This window comes from Maribacter sp. 1_2014MBL_MicDiv, assembly GCF_001865655.1.
GTDB classification, from domain to species: domain Bacteria; phylum Bacteroidota; class Bacteroidia; order Flavobacteriales; family Flavobacteriaceae; genus Maribacter; species Maribacter dokdonensis.
Window position 1 is genome coordinate 2,244,152 of sequence record NZ_CP011318.1, and the last position, 19,559, is coordinate 2,263,710.

The 19,559-nt window shown below is 36.0% G+C and carries 14 protein-coding genes; 7 read left to right on the forward strand and 7 right to left on the reverse strand.

Annotated elements, in window-relative coordinates; all coding sequences use genetic code 11:
* Position 1 precedes the first annotated feature (1 nt).
* The 3 genes from YQ22_RS09440 to YQ22_RS09450 all read right to left on the reverse strand — a co-directional run bounded on the left by YQ22_RS09440 (position 2) and on the right by YQ22_RS09450 (position 8,489).
* The gene (locus YQ22_RS09440) at positions 2 to 3,343 is read right to left on the reverse strand and encodes a VCBS repeat-containing protein (protein ID WP_071340996.1); all 3,342 of its coding nucleotides are present in this window, start codon (positions 3,341 to 3,343) and stop codon (positions 2 to 4) included.
* Positions 3,344 to 3,410: 67 nt separating this feature from the next.
* Entirely contained in the window at positions 3,411 to 5,288 is a 1,878-nt protein-coding gene (locus YQ22_RS09445; protein ID WP_058104367.1) for a RagB/SusD family nutrient uptake outer membrane protein, read from the reverse strand.
* A gap of 9 nt (positions 5,289 to 5,297) precedes the next feature.
* A complete protein-coding gene (locus YQ22_RS09450; protein WP_071340997.1) occupies positions 5,298 to 8,489 on the reverse strand; it encodes a SusC/RagA family TonB-linked outer membrane protein in 3,192 nt (1,063 codons plus the stop codon).
* A 433-nt stretch (positions 8,490 to 8,922) separates the two neighbouring features.
* On the opposite strand from YQ22_RS09450, the gene YQ22_RS09455 reads away from it, so the two are divergent.
* Together YQ22_RS09455 and YQ22_RS09460 are read left to right on the forward strand one after the other, a co-directional pair.
* Positions 8,923 to 9,939, forward strand: coding sequence for a GntR family transcriptional regulator (locus YQ22_RS09455; protein ID WP_071340998.1), 1,017 nt, complete (start codon positions 8,923 to 8,925; stop codon positions 9,937 to 9,939).
* Positions 9,940 to 10,075: 136 nt separating this feature from the next.
* Positions 10,076 to 11,050 carry a polyprenyl synthetase family protein gene (locus YQ22_RS09460; RefSeq protein ID WP_071340999.1) on the forward strand — a complete coding sequence of 325 codons (975 nt, stop codon included), beginning with the start codon at positions 10,076 to 10,078 and terminating at the stop codon, positions 11,048 to 11,050.
* Here the strand turns inward: YQ22_RS09460 and YQ22_RS09465 are convergent.
* The gene (locus YQ22_RS09465; RefSeq protein WP_071341000.1) at positions 11,047 to 12,189 is read right to left on the reverse strand and encodes a lycopene cyclase family protein; all 1,143 of its coding nucleotides are present in this window, start codon (positions 12,187 to 12,189) and stop codon (positions 11,047 to 11,049) included. The two genes, YQ22_RS09460 and YQ22_RS09465, sit on opposite strands and share 4 nt — an antisense overlap.
* A 75-nt stretch (positions 12,190 to 12,264) precedes the next feature.
* Positions 12,265 to 14,541 (reverse strand): TonB-dependent receptor, encoded by a 2,277-nt coding sequence (locus tag YQ22_RS09470; protein ID WP_071341001.1) that lies wholly within the window; start codon positions 14,539 to 14,541, stop codon positions 12,265 to 12,267.
* Between the two features lie 78 nt (positions 14,542 to 14,619).
* Between YQ22_RS09470 and YQ22_RS09475 the strand changes: the two genes are divergently transcribed.
* The 4 genes from YQ22_RS09475 (at position 14,620) to YQ22_RS09490 (ending at position 17,075) form a co-directional block, all read left to right on the forward strand.
* On the forward strand, positions 14,620 to 15,282 hold the full coding sequence (locus YQ22_RS09475) for a metal-dependent transcriptional regulator (RefSeq protein WP_058105099.1): 663 nt from the start codon (positions 14,620 to 14,622) through the stop codon (positions 15,280 to 15,282).
* 19 nt (positions 15,283 to 15,301) lie between these two features.
* Positions 15,302 to 16,123 (forward strand): ZIP family metal transporter, encoded by an 822-nt coding sequence (locus YQ22_RS09480; protein ID WP_058104361.1) that lies wholly within the window; start codon positions 15,302 to 15,304, stop codon positions 16,121 to 16,123.
* Between the two features lie 63 nt (positions 16,124 to 16,186).
* Positions 16,187 to 16,627 (forward strand): hypothetical protein, encoded by a 441-nt coding sequence (locus tag YQ22_RS09485; RefSeq protein ID WP_071341002.1) that lies wholly within the window; start codon positions 16,187 to 16,189, stop codon positions 16,625 to 16,627.
* Positions 16,628 to 16,652: 25 nt separating this feature from the next.
* Positions 16,653 to 17,075 carry a DUF2141 domain-containing protein gene (locus YQ22_RS09490; protein WP_071341003.1) on the forward strand — a complete coding sequence of 141 codons (423 nt, stop codon included), beginning with the start codon at positions 16,653 to 16,655 and terminating at the stop codon, positions 17,073 to 17,075.
* Positions 17,076 to 17,078: 3 nt separating this feature from the next.
* On the opposite strand, the gene YQ22_RS09495 is transcribed toward YQ22_RS09490, so the two are convergent.
* Positions 17,079 to 17,486, reverse strand: coding sequence for a TonB-dependent receptor plug domain-containing protein (locus YQ22_RS09495; protein WP_071341004.1), 408 nt, complete (start codon positions 17,484 to 17,486; stop codon positions 17,079 to 17,081).
* A gap of 69 nt (positions 17,487 to 17,555) precedes the next feature.
* Between YQ22_RS09495 and YQ22_RS09500 the strand changes: the two genes are divergently transcribed.
* Entirely contained in the window at positions 17,556 to 17,942 is a 387-nt protein-coding gene (locus YQ22_RS09500; protein ID WP_071341005.1) for a DUF423 domain-containing protein, read from the forward strand.
* Here YQ22_RS09500 and YQ22_RS09505 read toward each other — a convergent pair.
* On the reverse strand, positions 17,939 to 19,477 hold the full coding sequence (locus YQ22_RS09505; RefSeq protein WP_071341006.1) for a carboxypeptidase-like regulatory domain-containing protein: 1,539 nt from the start codon (positions 19,475 to 19,477) through the stop codon (positions 17,939 to 17,941). The genes YQ22_RS09500 and YQ22_RS09505 overlap by 4 nt on opposite strands.
* Positions 19,478 to 19,559 lie beyond the last annotated feature (82 nt).

Sequence of the window (19,559 nt, forward strand, 5' to 3'; positions counted from 1 at the left end):
GCTATTTTGTTAGTTGATATGTTTGTATTGACTTGCCGTAGTTGGTAAGTATTAGTTTATCGTCAATGATAATACCTCTGGTATTACTTCCTTTTATGGATAGACCAGATTTAGATTGGGAAATGTACTTATAATTGGCATTTTCATCACCTAAAAGTAATGTACCATAGTTGGCATCGAATTTACCTATACGTAACTTATAATAATCATTGTTGCCAAGAAGTAGCAGGTCTAAATCACCATCTTGGTTAAAATCTTCCACAATAATTTCTGAAACCGGGGAAAATTGAGCTTGTAATGGCAAGTGAACTTTTGTAAACTTTTCATCTGTTGAACTTAAAAACAAGGATGTTTCTTGGTGTGTTGCAGTTAATTTTTTCGCCTTTTTCAATTCAGTATCATTAAAAATGTCTGTTATCTGCGCATCAGCGTATTTTTCATAACTGTTAAATTTCTGTCTTTTACTCGATAGTTGCCCTAACAGTTCATCTCTGGTAACATATGGATAACTATTACCGTCAATGTAAAAATTTAGAATGGGATCAATAGAACCGTTATTGTCAAAATCTGAATAATACAATTCAGCCGGAGTGTCTTTGTCTATTGTGAATTGCGTATTGGTACCAATATTTCCGGCAATAATATCTTGTTTGCCGTCTTTATTTAAATCTTCAACAAGAACGCTGCTCCAGAACCCATTTAAATCACTTTCAAAAAACTGGTCTGTTCCATTGATCAATTTGCCATTTTTATTCAAGAAAATAGTTATGGGCATCCATTCACCAACTATAATTAAATCTTCTATAGTGTCACCATCCATGTCTGCCCAAGTGGCATCGGTAACCATACCAGGATATTGTAAGTTGGGTTGAATTTCATTGGTCTTGTCTACATAACTTCCTTTACCGTCATTGATAAGAATATAACTTCTTGGTATTTCAGGAAAGCGACCAGGAACATTATAACCACCGATAAATATATCTAAGTGCGAATCATTGTTTATATCTGAAAATGAAACCGATCCGGTGCTTATGGTCATTTGTGGTAATGAATTATGAGTCTTTTTAAAATTCCCTTTGCCATTACCCAAATAGAGCCTGTCCTGTAATAGAGGGTCATTGGCGGTTAGGTTATGATATCCGCCACTTGCCATATAAATATCTAGATGACCATCATTATTAACATCAAGTACTGCAATATCAGTATCAAAATGAGCCTTGTCTAGGTCAAAATCTGCGTTTGGTTTTTTATTGAAGTTTTTATTGCTACTTTGAAAATATATGGCGGTAGGTTGATCAACGCCGCCACCAATGACAATATCTTCTAACCCATCATTGTTTAAATCTGCTTTGGCAATAGGAGGACTACTATGAGATAATTGTTTTATTAAGAGCGACTGTCGTTTAAAATCATTTACAGAAGATGGTTTGTGCTCGAAATTAACGGAATTGCGTACAGTTGAAAACAACGTTTTACTTTTCTTTTGAGCCAATTCCAAGGTTTGGGCATTGGATTCATTCAGCTCAATTGTTCTATTCGCTGAAAGTGCTTCAATAGTCTCCGTTTTTCCAGAGTTCCAAGTTACTTTTAAAGAATCTACGGTAGTTATGTCGCCTAATCCGAAATGTAAAATCGATGATACGGTCGAAAGATATCCCCTGGTTGGCATTTGCTCAAGTACTTGGGTTTTTCCTTTGGCGTAGATACTGATTTTTGATCCAATACCATGTGTGTTTTTTTGGTTTCCTTTTAACTGAATGTTTAAGAAATTGCCATTGCCTTTTTGGGTGTCATTCCTATAAATAAATGCCGGTTTGTTAATGTTATTAATAACGAGGTCTAGATCACCATCATTATCTAAATCAGTATATATGGCACCATTGCTGTTGGCAGGTTGGGCTATACCTGCTTCTTGAGATTGATCATTGAAGTGGACGCCATCTTTATTGGTATAATAGAAATTGGTCAGGTTAGATGCTGGCATTTCTTTTATAAGTTCTAAAACTTCTTGCCGTTGTAGTCTGCCTTTGGATTGTACGAAACTGTCCATGTAATTGATGAAATCCAAATTGGTGTAATCCCTAAAATATCCGTTGGTAATGAATAGATCTTTAAATCCGTCATTGTCAAAATCAGCAAAAAGTGGAGCCCAGCTCCAATCTGTATTTGAGATACCGGCTAGTTGACCTACTTCACTAAATGAATTGTCGCCATTGTTCAACTGAAGCATATTTCGCATATATTGATGATGAAATCCACTTCTAATATTTAAATCAAATTTTTCATAATTATCTGGCGATAAAAGTAATTTTTGGCGCTTATTATCTTTAGGCAACATGTCTAAAGTGAAAATATCCTGCAGGCCATCATTATTGATATCGGCTACATTATTGCCCATAGAAAAATGACTTGTATGTCCCATTTGATCACCTAGTTGGTCTGTAAATGTGCCATTTTTATTATTGATATAGAGATAATCTGGTACAGTATAATCATTAGAAACATAGAAGTCTTGCCAACCGTCATTGTTAATGTCACTAATACCTATACCTAATCCATAGGTTAATGCAGAACCACTAATACCTGCTTTTTGGGTTATATCATAAAATTTCTCATTTTTTTGCTCAAACAACCTAATACCTTGATAAGGGTCATCTTTTTTTAAAAACTGTTTAGTGCTTACTTCATTTAAAACAGGTAAAGATTTTGGATTGTGGTTTAGTAAAAGCATATCTAGATCACCGTCTTTATCATAGTCAAAGAAATATCCTTGATTGCTAAAAGCAGCGCTGGCCAAACCATATTCTTCCGCTTGTTCTTTGAAAATTGGTACGTTGTTGGCATCATTCCCTTGATTGATGAAAAGTTGATTTTTACGCTTTGCATCTGGTAAGGCCCCTGAATAACATAGATACAGATCTAATTTACCATCTCCGTTTACATCTGCAGAGGTTATGCCTGTTTTCCAAGGTCCAGGTCTACCGGCGACTTTAGAAATTGTAGTAACATCTTTAAATGTGAAATTGCCTTCATTTAAATAGAATTTATTTTCACCCATGTTAGAAGTGAAATATAAGTCTTGAAGACCATCGTTATTAAAATCCCCTGTAGCTACACCACCGCCGTTATAGAGGTATTCGTAAACCAATACGTTGGCATTTAACCCTTCCTTTAAGGTGTTTTGAAAAGTTACTTTCGTTTCATGTTCGGATAAAAGAGTGAATAGGGTGGGTTCTTCAATCTTGTTAATTGTTGAAGAGGTTTCATCTTTTTTAACTTTCTCTGTACAGCTTTGATGTAATAAGAAAATTATAAGAATATAGAAGATTAGATTTTTTGTCATTTGTTTAAAAGTAAAAGATCTATTCCAAAAAGGAATAGATCTTTAATTTAACTCAATTTAAACTAAACTAATAACCTGGATTCTGAATCAAAAGGTTATTTCTATTGATTTCATCTCTACTTATAGGCATGAAATACATTTTATCGTCCCAAGTTCTGGTTTCATTATCATTATTGTCTACAACGGTATAGGTGTAATCATATACAGATGTGTCATACTGATAAGGAGTTCTTGGTGTTGCACCGGCTTTAAGGGTAGCTGTTACTTTCATAACCTTAATGCCCCTGCCCAAAGTTTGATCAGCGATCATCCATCTTCGTGCATCATGGTATCTGTGTTCTTCATATGCCAATTCAACTCTTCTTTCATTGATGTAATCCTCTAAAAGCTCAGTTCCAGATGAGGTAAGTGCCGGCATACCTGCTCTAAAACGAATCTTGTTCAGCCAGTTTCTCGCTTCACCTTCATCGCCTAGTGCAATAGAAGCTTCTACATAGTTCAATATTATTTCGGTATATCTAATAAATGGCCATGGTACAACTTGTGCACTAGATTGATTGTCCACTAAAGATGGGTCTGGATCAATGAACTTTCGTACATAATAACCGGTTCTACTTCCGTTCCAGTTTTCAATTGGTGAATCTCTCATGTCAACACCAGGTATTATTCCGCCGCTACCATCTGCATATGTACCTGTCTGTATTTCATCATAAGGATCTATTGAGGCAACGTCATCTGGCCTTGGTTTCCATGCTGCTCCATCATAAAGAATAGTTGCGGCCATTCTTGGGTCTCTATTCTCATATGGTGCAGCCGCGTGTTCTTCATTGCTCCAGTCGAAATCAGAACCGTCCATCATTTGATAGTCGTCTACCAATTGTTGAATAGGTGTGTTACCTGCCCAGTTATGATATCCGTTTGGTCCATTGTTGATCCCTTGGTGAATTCCACCTAAAGGCCAATTACTTTCTTGTGTAAATAGAGGTGAATGTGTTCTTTCAAATAATAGTTCTGATCTTGCAGCAGCATCACCAACGGCACTTCCACCTCCCATAGCAATAGAGATGTATGTTTCAGTCGCTTCTTCTGCACTTGCAGGTTCGGTTAAATCTAACTTGTAACCAGTGGTCGCATCTAAAACGGCCTTGGCAGCGGTCTTTGCAGCGTTCCATCTAGCATCTCTGTCCCCAGAAGTATATGCAACCAGTTCTAAATTTGAATATCCACCCAATGTTGCCGACTTAGCGCTCGCTGTAGGTCCGTCGCGCAAATCACTGGCGGCATATGTTAATACACGAGATTTTAACCCCATAGCACTTAACATGGAAGCTCTACCTGGTGTAACCTCTTTGCCTTCCAGTAATGAAATGGCTTTGTCAAGGTCACTGGTTACAAAATCTACATTTTCAGCATAAGTACCTCTAGCTATAGAGTAGTCATCATCTAAGCCATAAGGGGCATCAATTAATGGTGCGCCACCGTAATAGCGCATTAATTGATGGTAATAATACGCTCTTAGAAAATGTGCTTCACCCGTTAACCTGTCTTTCAATGTTTGATCATCAAAAGTTGAATTTGGTAATTCTTGTAAAGCTATATTCGCTTTTCGTATTGCTAAATATAATTCGTTCCATTGTGGAATGATATTCACGTTACCCGTACCCGACGGGGAAAGTGAACCTTCTGTAATAACGTTTACTCCTCTACCAGAGTGTGTAAACATTGCTTCGTCCGTTAATGAAGCCAAACCTTCTTCTTCAAACCCTCCATAGCCAAGGGATGCATAAACGTTGAATACGAATGCTTGTGCTAACGCACCGTCTGCCCAAGTGGCATCTGCCGAGATTGAATCTAATGGCTGCGTTTCTAAAAAATCTTCATTACACGAAATAGGTACTAACGCTAACGTCAGTAGGCCTAAGAGTACTAATTTTCCTTTTTTCATGATTTTTTTTTAAAATGTTAAACTAAAACCTGTGTTAATAATAGTCTGTTGTGGATAAAACTGACCGTTATTACTTGTCGATTCAGGATCATATATATCTTGAGCCGCCCATGTAGCCAAGTTTAGACCACTCATATATATTTTAAATTTAGATAGACCAAATTGCTCAATCAATTCTGAAGGAAAGTTGTATGCCAATTGAACATTTTTAAGTCTTAGGTAATCTTTACTAAATAAGTTGTAGGTATTATTGCCATAATCACCACCTGTATAGTAGGTGTCTCCACGACTGGCAAGTCTTGGATGAACGCTACTTGGGTTGTCTGGACTCCATCTGTTGTCAAAGCTGTACTTTAAAAAGTTACCTATGTCACCAGATTCTGTTTGGATAAATAATTTAGCCCCTGTAGCTCCTTGTAATAATACAGAAAGATCAAAGTTTTTGTATGAAGCGTTAAACGTAACACCAAAGTTAAAGTTAGGGTTGATGCTATTTTTTAACCTTACTTGATCTAAGTCGTTAATGGCACCATCTCCGTTGATATCTTTAAATTTCATATCACCTGGCTCTAATGTTGGCTTAACAGCACTATAATCTAGTGGATTGGAATCAATGGCAGCTTGGTCAATAAATACACCATCAGACTCGTATACTAAATATGAGCCAATAGGCTTACCTTCTTGTAATTGGTAACTTGGAGCACCAGGAATTTCATCTAGGAACTCAACTGTATTTTGTGCGTAACCTCCGTTTACACCAACATCCCATTTAAAACCATCAAAGCTACCACCAAAATAATTCAACGCAAATTCAAAACCTTCGTTATTTACTTTACCTGCATTTACAGGAGGTAAAAGGTCTGAAATACCAGAAGAACCTGGGGTAGAACCTGTTTTTTGAATTAGAATTTGATCACGTTTGTTCAAGAAATATTCAAGGGTGAAACTCATTTTTCCGTCCAATATAATACCGTCTAAACCAATGTTATAATTCTTAGCTCGTTCCCATGTAAAGCTAGGATTAGCCAAGAGGTTTTCAAATAAAGTCGTTTGTACTTGACCATTTATTGGGTATTGACCAAATTCGTAAATAGATTGGTAAGCATATTCTTGTAATTCATCATCGGTTATTTCACCGTCACCGTTGGTGTCAAATGAAACTTGATCATTACCCATTTCACCGTAAGAACCCCTTAACTTTAAGTAGCTAATAGAGTCAACGTTGAACCAATCTTCATTATTAATGTTCCAACCAACTAACAATCCTGGGAAGAACCCAAAACGATCATTACCTGGGAAAATATATGAACCATCATATCTCCAGATGAACTCGGCTAAGTATTTTTCTTTAAAGTTATACTGGGCACGGCCATAGTAACCTAAACGTGTTCTGTTGTAACCGAAACCATCCGTTTCTTGTGCAATTTCACCACCTACTCCTAACTGGTCAACAGCGGTAGAAAGGTAGTTTCTTCTAAATGCTGAGAAAAATTCACCTTGAAAATTCTCACGGGTAACACCGGCCAATAAGTTAATGGTGTGGTCATCACCAATTGTTTTGTCATAACTTAATAAACCGGTTAGGTTGGTGTTTAGTACATTATTAGATGATTGTAATAATCTTGCATCTGTAAAGTTGGAACGTATAGATCCGCTTAGTTCCGGTACACCGGTAGCAATATAGTTTGCACGGTCAAGAGAATAAAGAGTCCATGGTGTTTGCCATAGTTTTCTACGTAACTGGCTTTGGTCAACACCTGCCAATAATGTCAGTTTAAGACCTTCTACCCATGGGTTGGTAATATCCAAAGAACCTGTAAATTGTAGGTAATCTGTTGGTTGTTTGTCATACCCTGTAGCATTCGTTGTAACTACCACCGGTTGTTGACCATTTTCAATATCAGGTCCTGGTAATCCATTTGGCCATATTGCAGGTTCATTTGGTCTACCTCTCATCAACATTCTAAAGATAGCACCTGCACCTTCAGTAGGGAAGGTTCTATCTTCCTTTCTATATCCCATACTTAGTTTAGTAGACAGGTATTCATTAATTCTAGCATCGGTATTGATTCTAAAGTTATACTGTTGGTATCTGTTGGCCGAGTTTTTATATATAGCGCCTTGATCTGCATAACCTACAGATGCGTAATATTTTAGATCTTCACTACCACCGCTTATGGATAGGTTGTGTCTTTGTTGTTCCGCCCAATCTTGAAAAGTGGCACCAAACCAATCCGTATCAGGATATAACCATGGATCAGCATTGGTTCTATGATTATTGATTGTTTCTGGACTAAATGCAGCGTTTACGGTTTCTGCAGGATCGCTACCTGGTATAGTATAACTACCTGAGGTTTGAAAAGCGGTATTTGCAGCTCCCCATTGTGATGAAGGAATATTACTGTTATAAATCGCCAATTCATTCATTATAGTTTGATACTCTACCGCACTTGCCATTTCTGGTACTCTTGTAGGTCTGGTTATACCAAAATCAGCCTTATAATTTATTTGCATTTTGCCGGCTTTACCGGTTTTGGTAGTAACGATTATTGCTCCGTTGGCCGCTCTAGCTCCATAAATTGCAGCTGATGCATCTTTAAGTACAGAGATATTGGCAATATCATCTGGGTTAATACGACCTATACCACCATCTCTATCTGGAATACCATCAATAACGATCAAAGGTTGGTTGTTTCCTAATGTATTGGTTCCACGAATACTTATGTTCGATTCGTCATTACCAGGCTCCCCACTGGTCTGTACGATTACTACCCCGGGCAATCTACCTGCCAAGGAATTCGATACACTTATGGCCGGTGAACTTTCTAGTACCGGACCCTGTACTGCGGTTACCGCACCTGTTACGGTCGCTTTTTTCTGAGTACCGTAACCAACGACAACAACTTCGTCTAGGTTGGCAACGTCCTCTTCTAAAGATACATTGATTGTACTTTGATTGTTTACCGGTACCACTACAGCCTTAAAACCAATGTAGCTGAATCGTAAACTGGTACTACCATCATCTACGGTAATTGTAAAGTTACCGTCAAAATCCGCTTGTACTCCTGTTGTAGGGTTGTTGGCATCAATGACCGAAACACCTGGCAACGGCATGTTGTCTGAAGCTGAAGTAACAGTTCCAGAAACGGTTGTCTGTGCGTGGAGACCCATAAAGAGAAATCCACTAAAAAATAAAATCATCGTTAAGCTTACCTGATTCCGAATCATGGAAAACTTAAAAAAGTCTGTTTGATAATTCATAAAGTTAGTTCTTACAGTTGTTAGTTAATTATGTTGACGTAGGCGTTATAGTCTCTTTAGGGAGCGTTTTTGAGATGAAGAGACTATGATACACTATGCTACTGTGAACAAATATAAAATAAAATGTTAATTTAATAAATATTAACATGTTATTTTTTATAATTTTCATTTAGATCTTAAAATATTATCAAATACATATTATTTGCTATTTTATCTAAAAAATCTGTATTTGCGTGTTTGGAGGCTTTTTCGGCTTATAAACCATTTTTTTTACACACAATTTGTTGTGTTAAGTACACTATAATTCAGGAGCTATTTTTTGATATCTTTTTTTAAATTGTATATTGACGCCTGCAAATTTCATTTATTATTTATGCCGGTTATTAGTAAAATTCTAAACCTTACCCACAATAATAACCTTACAAAACATGAACAATTGGTTCAAGGAGTAATTGAATCTATTGAAGATGGGCAATTGACTATTGGTGATCAGTTACCTTCTATAAACACTATGGTTGAGGAAATAGGCTATGCAAGAAAAACTATTTTTAAAGCATATGAGGAGCTTAAGAATAGAGGCTTAATAGAGTCTAGGCAATTAAAGGGTTATTTTGTGATTAGCCAAGCTACCAATATTACCAAAAGAATGGCTTTGCTACTATTTGCTTTTCAGAGTTATCAAGAAGAATTTTATAAAACCTTTCGTAAAGAAATGGGAAGAAGGTTTCAAATAGATGTTTTTTTCCATCATAATAACCTTACTGTTTTTAAGACCATAATTTCTAATATCAATGGTAAATATGGCATGTATGTTATTGCTCCAATACAAAATGAAAAGGTTGCAACATTATTAAAGAATATTGAGCCCAAAAAATTATTGTTGGTAGATAGGTATTTAAATTTGGGACCAGGGTATTCTTATATCTCCCAAGAATTTGAAGAGGTCATTTATACGTCTTTGGTTAGGTTGCTGCCAGAAATAAAAAAGTATAATAAGATTATTTTGTATTTCAACGAAGAGAGCGATTTTTCTCCTATATCTATAAAAAACGCGTTTCAAAAATTCATAGATGAGTTTGAGGTCAATGGTTGTGTCAAGAATAATTATACTATTGGGTCTGCTAAAAAAGGCAATTTATATTTTGCGTTAGGAGATACCATACTTTGGCAAATTCTAAGAGATTCGGTTAGAAATAAATATAAAATTGGGGAGGATATCGGTATTCTGTCCCAAAACGATAATGTTTCAAAAGAAATTGTGTTTGGTGGAATTACTACTATTTCCACCGATTTTAACGAAATGGCAAAAAGAGCGGCATTGCATTTAAAAGGTGATACAGTTACAAAATTAATTATGCCCTCTAGACTGATCAAGAGGTCTTCTTTATAATTAGTAAGTAGCGTAAAAGTTCATATTTGACAGCTTTTTTAAATTAGGGATTCATCTGTAAAGTTTTATTTCTTCTCACTTAAAAAGGGGGCTTATTCAGCCATTTTTGTTCTATTTTTGTGCAAAATTGCAAAGAATGCATACTATTAGTGAATATCGAGATGAGTTTATTGCATATTTAGACTCTATGAGGATTACAAAAGAGCCTAGAAACCTATATGAGCCTATCACATATATTCTGGGTTTAGGCGGCAAAAGGTTAAGACCGGTATTGGTTTTAATGACTGCTGAAATTTTTAATACCGATTTTAGAAAAGCTTTAGATGCTGCCGTTGCTGTTGAGGTCTTTCATAATTTTTCTTTGGTACATGATGATATTATGGATGATGCCCCGGTACGTAGGGGTAAAACTACGGTGCATGAAAAATGGGATATTAATACGGGTATTCTGTCTGGTGATGCCATGTTGATAATGGCCTATCAACTTTTTGAAAATTATGAGCCTAATGTTTTTAGAGATTTGGCCAAGTTGTTCAGTAAAACGGCACTTGAAGTTTGTGAAGGTCAACAATACGATGTAGATTTTGAAACTAGGGATGATGTGATGTTGCCCGAGTATCTTAAAATGATAGAATACAAAACTGCCGTCTTAGTTGCAGCTGCGTTAAAAATGGGCGCTATAGTTGCAGGTGAACCAGATGAAGCACAGCAACAGATGTACAATTTTGGACTAAACCTTGGTATAGCTTTTCAATTACAAGATGATTATTTAGATGTTTTTGGTGATCCTAAAACCTTTGGTAAGCAGGTTGGTGGTGATATTATTGAAAACAAAAAGACCTACCTATATCTTAAAGCTTTAAACTCTGGATCAGAAGTAATCGCTAAAGAATTAGAGCATTTATATTCTATTCACCCAAAAGAGGCCGAAGCTAAAATTAACGCAGTGCGTTCTATATTTGAAAAGACAAAAGCGGATCAAGCTACTAAAACTGCCATTGCAGATTACACGGCTAAAGCTTTTGATGTTCTTGATGATATGGATATTAATCCTGAAAATAAAGAACTGCTAAGACAGTTTGGGGAAAACTTAATGAATAGAACGGTTTAGAAAATTCGTTTTATCAATGCTTTGATAAACGGTTGTTTAGGGCAAGAGTTGATATATTCCAAATCTTCTATGAGACTTGTTTTTTCATCTAAAAACTTAAAAACCTTTTGTGGTTGTAATGCTTTAAAGATAGATTCGAATATTACATGCCCATTGGCATTGTCATTGTAAAGTACATCTAAAAAGAGCATGTCATAAAACCAAAATTTGCCTTTCAATTTTAATTTTTTCAGAGGTTTCCCCTCTTTAATGAATGCTATCAATTTTGGTATTTTGTTTGCCGTACTCATAAAAGTATAACCTGTGCTGGGTTTGGCCCAACCCCCTGCGGTACCTATATAGCGTATTCTGTTGGTATGGTGCTCCCTAAAGTCATACCCTGTCATTGGTATACTGCCAAATTCTCTTTCTATAATCTCATATTCCTGGCATTGAAACCGTTGTAAAATATAGTATTCTATAGCTTCTTCATACTCAGGTGTTGGCAATAGCTTTTCTGAAAACAAAGTGTATTCTATTAATGCGGTATCATTGGAGTAGGGCAGTACATACATAAATCTTGTATTGCCTTTTTGAGGTATGGAAAAATCCATATATGTGACTTCCTTGGTATTGAAAATAGGTTTGTTGACCTTTATTACCCAGCCTATAAAATGCTGCTGTAATACGGGATATTTTGTTTGCTGGGTAGCCATTTTATAATCAAAAAGGCTATTGAATATATACTTGCCGGTATAGGTGTTGTTTACTGCTTTAACCTCAACTTGGTCTTCGGTTTCGGAGATACCCACCACGGTGTCTTGCACAAATGTTATATTGCTAGTTGCCTTTACCTTTTTTAGGTAATGATCATAGAAGTCGATACCTCTTATCATTTTATAAGAATATGGGTCGATTTTGGTTCTTTTGGCAACATCTTCTCCTTGAAAATGAATGGAATTCCACTTCTTATGGATAATCTCTTCAAATTGACCGTTACCTTTTTCCCAAAAACACCACGTTCTGTCGTTGCTATTTTTTGGTGCTTTGTCAAGTAGTAAAATCTTTTTTTGATCAAAAAACGAATCGTTGGCTATAGCATCTGCCAGCAATAGACCAGATGCGCCTGCGCCAATGATAATGTAATCGAATTCGTTCATGAATTTTTCAGATTGTTCTCAGCTTTTTTAAGGTCTAGCACTTCAAAAGTACAAAATAGCATGTGTCTTTAATACTTAATTCAATGTATAACGTAGTCCAATAAAAGAACGGATTCCTTGATTTGGTCCATAGACGTAAGATGGGTCAAATGTTAATGCATTCGGGTTATTTGGTGTGGCAACCGCATTGCCATTTGCATCAAAGGTAACTTCTTTGTCAAAAGGATCGTTGGCACGGGCAATGATAAAGGGGTTCCCTCTTTTGGGTGTCCAGTCCAGCAAATTTTTAACTCCTCCGTAAATTTCAAAATTCTTTATCCCATCATAAGATAGTTGTATATTTTGAATACTCCACGCGGGTGAAAAATCTCGCCTGGGATCACTTTCCCCTAAGGTTGGTAATCGCATAGGACCATATAAATTACCCGTATAATCTATCTTTAAATTCCATGGCCTAATTTGGTACCCAACACTCCAATTGGCGGAATAGCTTTCTGTTAAAATTTGACGTTGCGTAACCCCATTTTCAGTATTGCTCACGTTCTGTAATGTTCCTCCGATCATAAATTGTAAACCATTGTACATGGTTATATCTATGTTTGCACTTATTCCCTTTGAAATTGATTTACCTTCTAAATTGTCATATATAATTTGGTTGGGGTTGGTGTCGTAATCAGGGATTATAACATTTTGGAAATAGGTGTAAAATACTGAAGCATCTAAACTTACAAACGTGCCATTATCACCGTAAATTTTCTTCAGAAAGTTAAGATTTACATTAAATGATTCTTCCGGTTCCAGTTCTTCTGCAATAATGACATCTCTAGAACCGGTAAGTGCTGCATGATCTTCTGTGAATAGATTTACCACTCTAAAACCGGTACCCGCATTTAAGCGAATAATGTCATTTTCGGTAAACTTAAAACGATAGGCCGCTCTTGGCGTAAGGATATTACCGTGGCGGTTATCATAATCATATCTGCCCCCTAGAAGAAGGGAATGTTTTTTATTGAACGCTATCTCATCCTGTAAAAAAACACTCGGTATAATTACTTCATCGGGCTCATTACCATTCGTGTTTGCTGTAGCAGGCGTATTGTCGTCATAATAATTATAACGTAATGCAGTACCTGCTAAAAGGCTATGTTTTCCTATGATTTTATCCCATGATAACTGGGTAAAACCAATACGTTGATCTGCCAAATAAGGAACATCGCCATAAACGGAATTTTGTTTGTGGTCATTATAGGAAAAGGAAAGCATCATTTGCTCTTCTACCGGCAACTGGTACTTGCCTAAAACTTCCCATCTACGGGTGTAAATACTTTCCCCATAAATTTCATCACCGCCTCTAAATTCTGGAGTCCATTGCAGTTCACCTCCCCATCTATCTTCATAAAAAAACCTTCCTGCCAAAGAAAGGATTCTGGAGTCTTTTCTTTCAAAATTCCATTTTTGAAAAACAGATATGCGATCTTGTAATGTAAGATCGGTAAAATTATCTCCATTATTGTCAATAGGGTTATCGTACTTAAAATAATTGGCACCTAAGAGAACATTGGCTTTTTTGCCAACATTAAACTTAGTGCCTATGTCTAAATTAAATTCTCCCCAACCGGTTACAAAACTATCTGCAAAAAAATCTGGGGCAGATAAGTTGTTCTTTGTAATAATATTAATGAGTCCGCCAACGGCTTCACTTCCATATAATGTAGAAGCTGGGCCTTTAACCACTTCAATTTGTTCTATAAGTGAATTGGGAATTCCTGAGAGTCCGTATACAGTTCCCAAACCACTAACTATGGGCATGCCATCTATTAAGACTAGGGTGTACGGACCTTCTAGTCCATTAATATGAATATCACCTGTATTACAAACATTACAGTTTATTTGTGGTCTTACTCCGTTTACATTCTGTAATGCTTCAAAAATACTTGGTGTTGGGTTCTTTTTAAAAAAGGTAGGTGTATATACTTCTACCGGTACTGGACTTTCTAACCTACTAACAGGTTTTAGAGTGCCTGTAACTACCATTTCATCAAGAGATTCGGTTGATGGTTTTAGGTCAATATTTACAATTTGGTCTTCATCTTCGGAAACGGAGATCGATTTACGAAATTGTTCAAAACCTATATTGGAAGCAATAATAATGTAATCGCCAGAAGGAATATTTTTAAGTAAGTATTGACCGTTTTCGCCTGACGCAGCGCCAATTTGAGTGCCTTTCAAATAAATATTTACATAGGCTTCAGGAAATCCATTTGAAGATATGGTTCCAGATATGGTAGCTTTTTGAGCATTTACAGTTGTAAAAGCCAAAATAGAGCAAGCGAAAAATAATATTTTAAACATCTAAAATTAAATTTAGGCAAATCTAAAAAATTGTTTTTAGGTATAAAAATGTATTTTTGTGTTAATATTGCTTTTCAAATGACATTATCAGAAGAAGATTACATAAAAGCCATTTATCACCTAAGTGATTTCAACAGTAAATCTGTTGCAACAAATGCCATCGCAGAACAGATGAAGACAAAACCTTCTTCTGTAACCGATATGGTAAAAAAGTTGTCTGAGAAATCTTTGGTGAACTATAAGAAATACCAAGGCGTCTCACTATCGGAAAAAGGCAGGTTGGTTGCCCTTTCCATTATTAGAAAACATCGTTTATGGGAGGTTTTTTTGGTAGATAAACTTAATTTTTCTTGGGATGAGGTTCATGTGGTGGCAGAGCAATTGGAACACATAAAAAGTGATGCTTTAATTGATAAGTTAGACGCCCATTTAGGATACCCTAAAGTAGATCCACATGGCGATCCTATTCCTAACAAAGATGGTGTGTTCACAAAATCCGTTAAGAAGTTGATCAGCGATTTGCCAGTGGGTAGTCAAGGGGTTTGTGTAGGCGTCAACGATTCTTCCGCGGCATTTTTAAAGTTTTTGGACAAGAATAAAATTGCCTTGGGCGATACCTTTAAAATATTGGAAATTGAAGAGTTTGATGGTTCCGTTACCATCTCTACTAGATCAGGCTCCATTAGGATATCAAAACAGATTGCAACAAATTTATTTTTGGAGATTGTAGATGAAGAGTAGCATATTAATTATATGAATTATGGATGAAATTATAGCGTATTTTGAATCAATAGATCCCGTACTGGCAGCATTTTATGCTACATTGTTTACTTGGGGACTCACAGCAGCGGGCGCGGCACTGGTTTTTCTTTTTAAAACAATGAACCGTGCTGTTTTAGACGGAATGTTAGGGTTTACTGGGGGCGTAATGGTAGCGGCCAGTTTTTGGAGCTTACTGGCACCGGGTATAGAAATGAGCCCAGGTGAAGGGTTTGTGAAAGTTATACCGGCAGGAGTAGGTTTTTTGCTAGGTGCTTTGTTCATTTTTGGGTTGGATAAAGTATTGCCCCATTTACATATTAATTTTAAGGAAGACGAGGCAGAAGGTGTTAAAACACCTTGGCGTAGAACAACCTTACTTACGTTGGCCATTACATTACATAACATACCGGAAGGTTTAGCGGTTGGTGTACTTTTTGGGGGAGTGGCCGCTGGTTTTGATGGCGCCTCTATTGGTGGTGCCGTTGCTTTGGCCTTAGGTATTGGTCTACAAAACTTTCCGGAAGGTTTTGCCGTTGCCATGCCGTTACGTAGGCATGGACTGAGCAGGACAAAAAGTTTTATGTTCGGTCAGGCTTCCGCATTGGTAGAGCCTGTTGCAGCAGTACTAGGGGCGTGGGCCGTGCTTACTTTTCAACCTATACTGCCATATGCGCTTTCTTTTGCGGCCGGCGCAATGATCTTTGTGGTCGTAGAGGAAGTTATACCAGAAACACAGCAAGATAAGTACACTGATATTGCTACCATGGGCTTCATTGGTGGCTTCATCATCATGATGACCCTAGATGTTGGTTTAGGTTAATAATTTAATTTGAATTTTACCGTTTAAGGCAATAGTATGGTTAACTTGATACTTTAAACCTTTATGCATTTTACCAAGAAAAATTGGGTATGGACAGTGGTGTTGATTCTAACAGTAATCTGTTGCGCGTTCATTTTAATACTTCATTTAAAAAATTGGGTAAGTAATAGTGACAATAGCCTAGGAATTCGTTCCGGGTTTTATAATGTTGAAATTCCATTAAACGAACTAGATAGTGTGGTGTTGGTTGAAAGAATACCGCCAATGGAGCGTTTACACGGTTTTTCTGCGCTGGAAAAAGAGAAAGGTGTCTTTAGGGAGTTTAAAGATTCTTTGACAGACAATAAAGTTCATGTATTTGTAGATAATATTGAACAACATAAAGTTAAGTTGGTCTATAAAGATTCTACTTACGTATATTTTAATCTAAAAGACTCGGTCCAAACTTTACAATTGTTTCAGAAACTCGGCGGAAAAATAGGGGCATTGGGCGCGCCTAATTAAATTGTAGATTTTAAAATAATATGGCATGATAAAAGGGAATCTATTGGTACTATTTGTTTTAGGATTGATGTCTACAGGTCTATTTGCTCAGCATAATATTAGTTTAAATATTGATGGGGTTACTTCTGAAGAAGGTAATATCTGTTTTGCCGTTTATACTGATGAAAGTTCCTTTTTAAAGTTTGATAAGGTTTATAAATCCGGTTCTGAAAAGGCCGTGAAGGGTAAGACGGTTTTTGATATTGAAAACTTGCCCGATGGCGAGTATGCCATAGCTATATTTCATGATGCTAACGGAAATAATAATTTAGATACCAACATGTTGGGTATTCCAAAAGAGCAAATAGCATTCTCTAAAGGAAAAATGAAAATGTTTGGTCCGCCAAAATATACCGAGTGTGCCTTTATTCTAGATTCAAATATGCAAATGAATATCAGTTTGCAGTAAATGCTAATAGCTTGTAATTTTGATAACTCCGTTGGCTCCCTGAGTACCATAACCAGCAGCATCTGCACCCGATAAAATAACTATTTTCTTCACATTATAGCTATCTATTAACTCGTTGATCGAATGAAAAGAATTTCCAATTATCTGATTGTTTAAAACGTACAAAGGTTCTTGACTGCCACCAGAGGCAAAGGAATTACTGGTCTTATTGATTATAGGTACATTGTTTTGCAAGACTATGCCACTCTTTTGGCGTATACGTTGTAGTAGAGAAACGTTCGCCCTGTTTTTTTCTCTCAATTCCACATCTAAAGAAGATGTACCGTTATTGGCATTACTTGTGTTTTTTGATGATCCGCAGCCGGTCATTATCAAAAGCATAAAACCATAGACAGTAATAAACTTTTTCATTTTTTGATAATTAGTTTTATGTAAGGTATACAATTAAATGGATGCCATTATCTTTGAAAGAAAAATTTTATGGTATTAGTGGCGCAATTGGTAGGAGCCTTATTAGGATTATTAGCAGTAGTATTTGGGGCATTTGGTGCACATTTGTTAAAGAAAACGTTTACTGAAGATCAACTGAATAGTTTTGAAATAGGAGTAAAATATCAAATGTACCACGCACTTTTACTATTGATGTTAAGTTTTAACCTTAATCTAGAAACTGGTCTAGAAAAGGCAATTATCTATTGCATCATCATTGGAATCATTCTTTTTTCCTTTAGTATTTATGGATTGTGTATATCTGCATCCAAAGGAAATAAAATAAAAATACTGGGTCCTATTACTCCAATTGGAGGTTTGCTTTTGGTAACGGGTTGGGGGCTTTTGTTCTATAATATAGTTAAGAACTATATTTAATCAATGGTGGTTGACTTAAACTCTTTTATTGCTGTATTGGGTTCCATAATAGCGTAGCCTTCCCAAAAATTAGGATCGTATTTAGGCATATATGTCGGTGATACGGCATTGTTTTCTGTAAAACCATCAAAAGTAGCTTGGTCTATTTGATCAGATTCAAAAATGATTAATTCATTCTTTACAACATTTATAAAGACAAAATCCATATCGCCAGATAGCTCATTTTGTTTGTTTTTGCCTTTTACGATTTTATTCTTTTCAATGATTTTTAATGGTCTTCTAACACCAATACGTTCACCTACTTCAGACTCATAATAGCGTAGGCCGTAATGGTCAAATGCATCTTTTTGATAAATGACTTTTCCTTTAGATAAATAGGTATTTGTTGAAATCCCTAAAAGACTGAATTTTTTAACAGGCTTTACATTGCTATAGTCTATTTGCAATACGGCAAAATCATCTGCATTTATATAAAGTGTTCCTTCAAAATCTGCTGATCCACTTGGTTTAAAAGAGATGACGTAAACGGCATCATTACCTAAATATGTGAATTCTTGCAATGTATAATCATACTTTCTGGATTTTACTATAAAGTTTAGATCATTGTCTTCTTGCGTGGGTAAATTATTGAAGATATTGTTCAATTGACTTTTTTTCCAATTGGCGTAGTTTTTCTGTTGCAGCTCTTTATCTTTCTTCTTTTTCTCTAGTTGTTCGTTGGCAGCGGCCACATCTGTAGAGTCAATATCTTCTTCAAGAAATTCGCTAACCTCCTCGGCATCTATTTTTGTACCGAACAAACCGGATTTTATCTTGAAATAAGATCCTTCTTTAACATTTTCACGAAGTATTTCATTGAATTTTTCCTCTAATTTTTCAGTATCAAGTTCCTTGCTTTTATCAAATAGTTTGGAGGCTTTTAAAAGATTTAACTTTAATAACTCTTCATGTGGGTTGCCGTATAGATCGCCAACAATTTCAGAATAATAACTGTTGTCCTTGGGTACAGTGGTTATAACACTATCTAGAAATTGTTGGTTTAGTATATCTATGGATGATTTTTTGACTTTAAAATCACTTTTTGTCCATCTATCAAAGTTAGATGACCTATGGAACAATCGTTTTTTAGTGAGGTCGGTCTTATAGTTTTTGTCTAAATTTTCAACTACAAAATCTATTATTTCATCAGCAGTATAATTTTTATTGGATACTATAACCTCTCTTAGTTCAATGGCTTTGGGTACAAGTAATATTCTAGCGCTTGTAAACTCTGAAATAGGTTTGGCAAGGGTTTCATAACCCATTGAGGAAATAATGAGAGAGTCAGATTCTTGTATAGTTTCGTTCAAGATAAAATTGAAATTGCCCTCTTCATTGGTAATGACTCCTTTTTCTTTTAATTGAACAGTGGCGTAAGGAATAGGTTGTTGGGTAATGCTATCTAAAACGTTGGCGCTTAAGTTCTGTGCACTAGTGTTTAAAATGGTGAAAACAAAAAATGTAAAAAGTAATAAGTGGGTTGGCTTATTGTTCATATTGTTAGATTATTCCTACGCAATCTAAACGAACAAAAGCAAGAAACGTTACAGTTTTAGAAACTGTTATGAGTCTTTTATA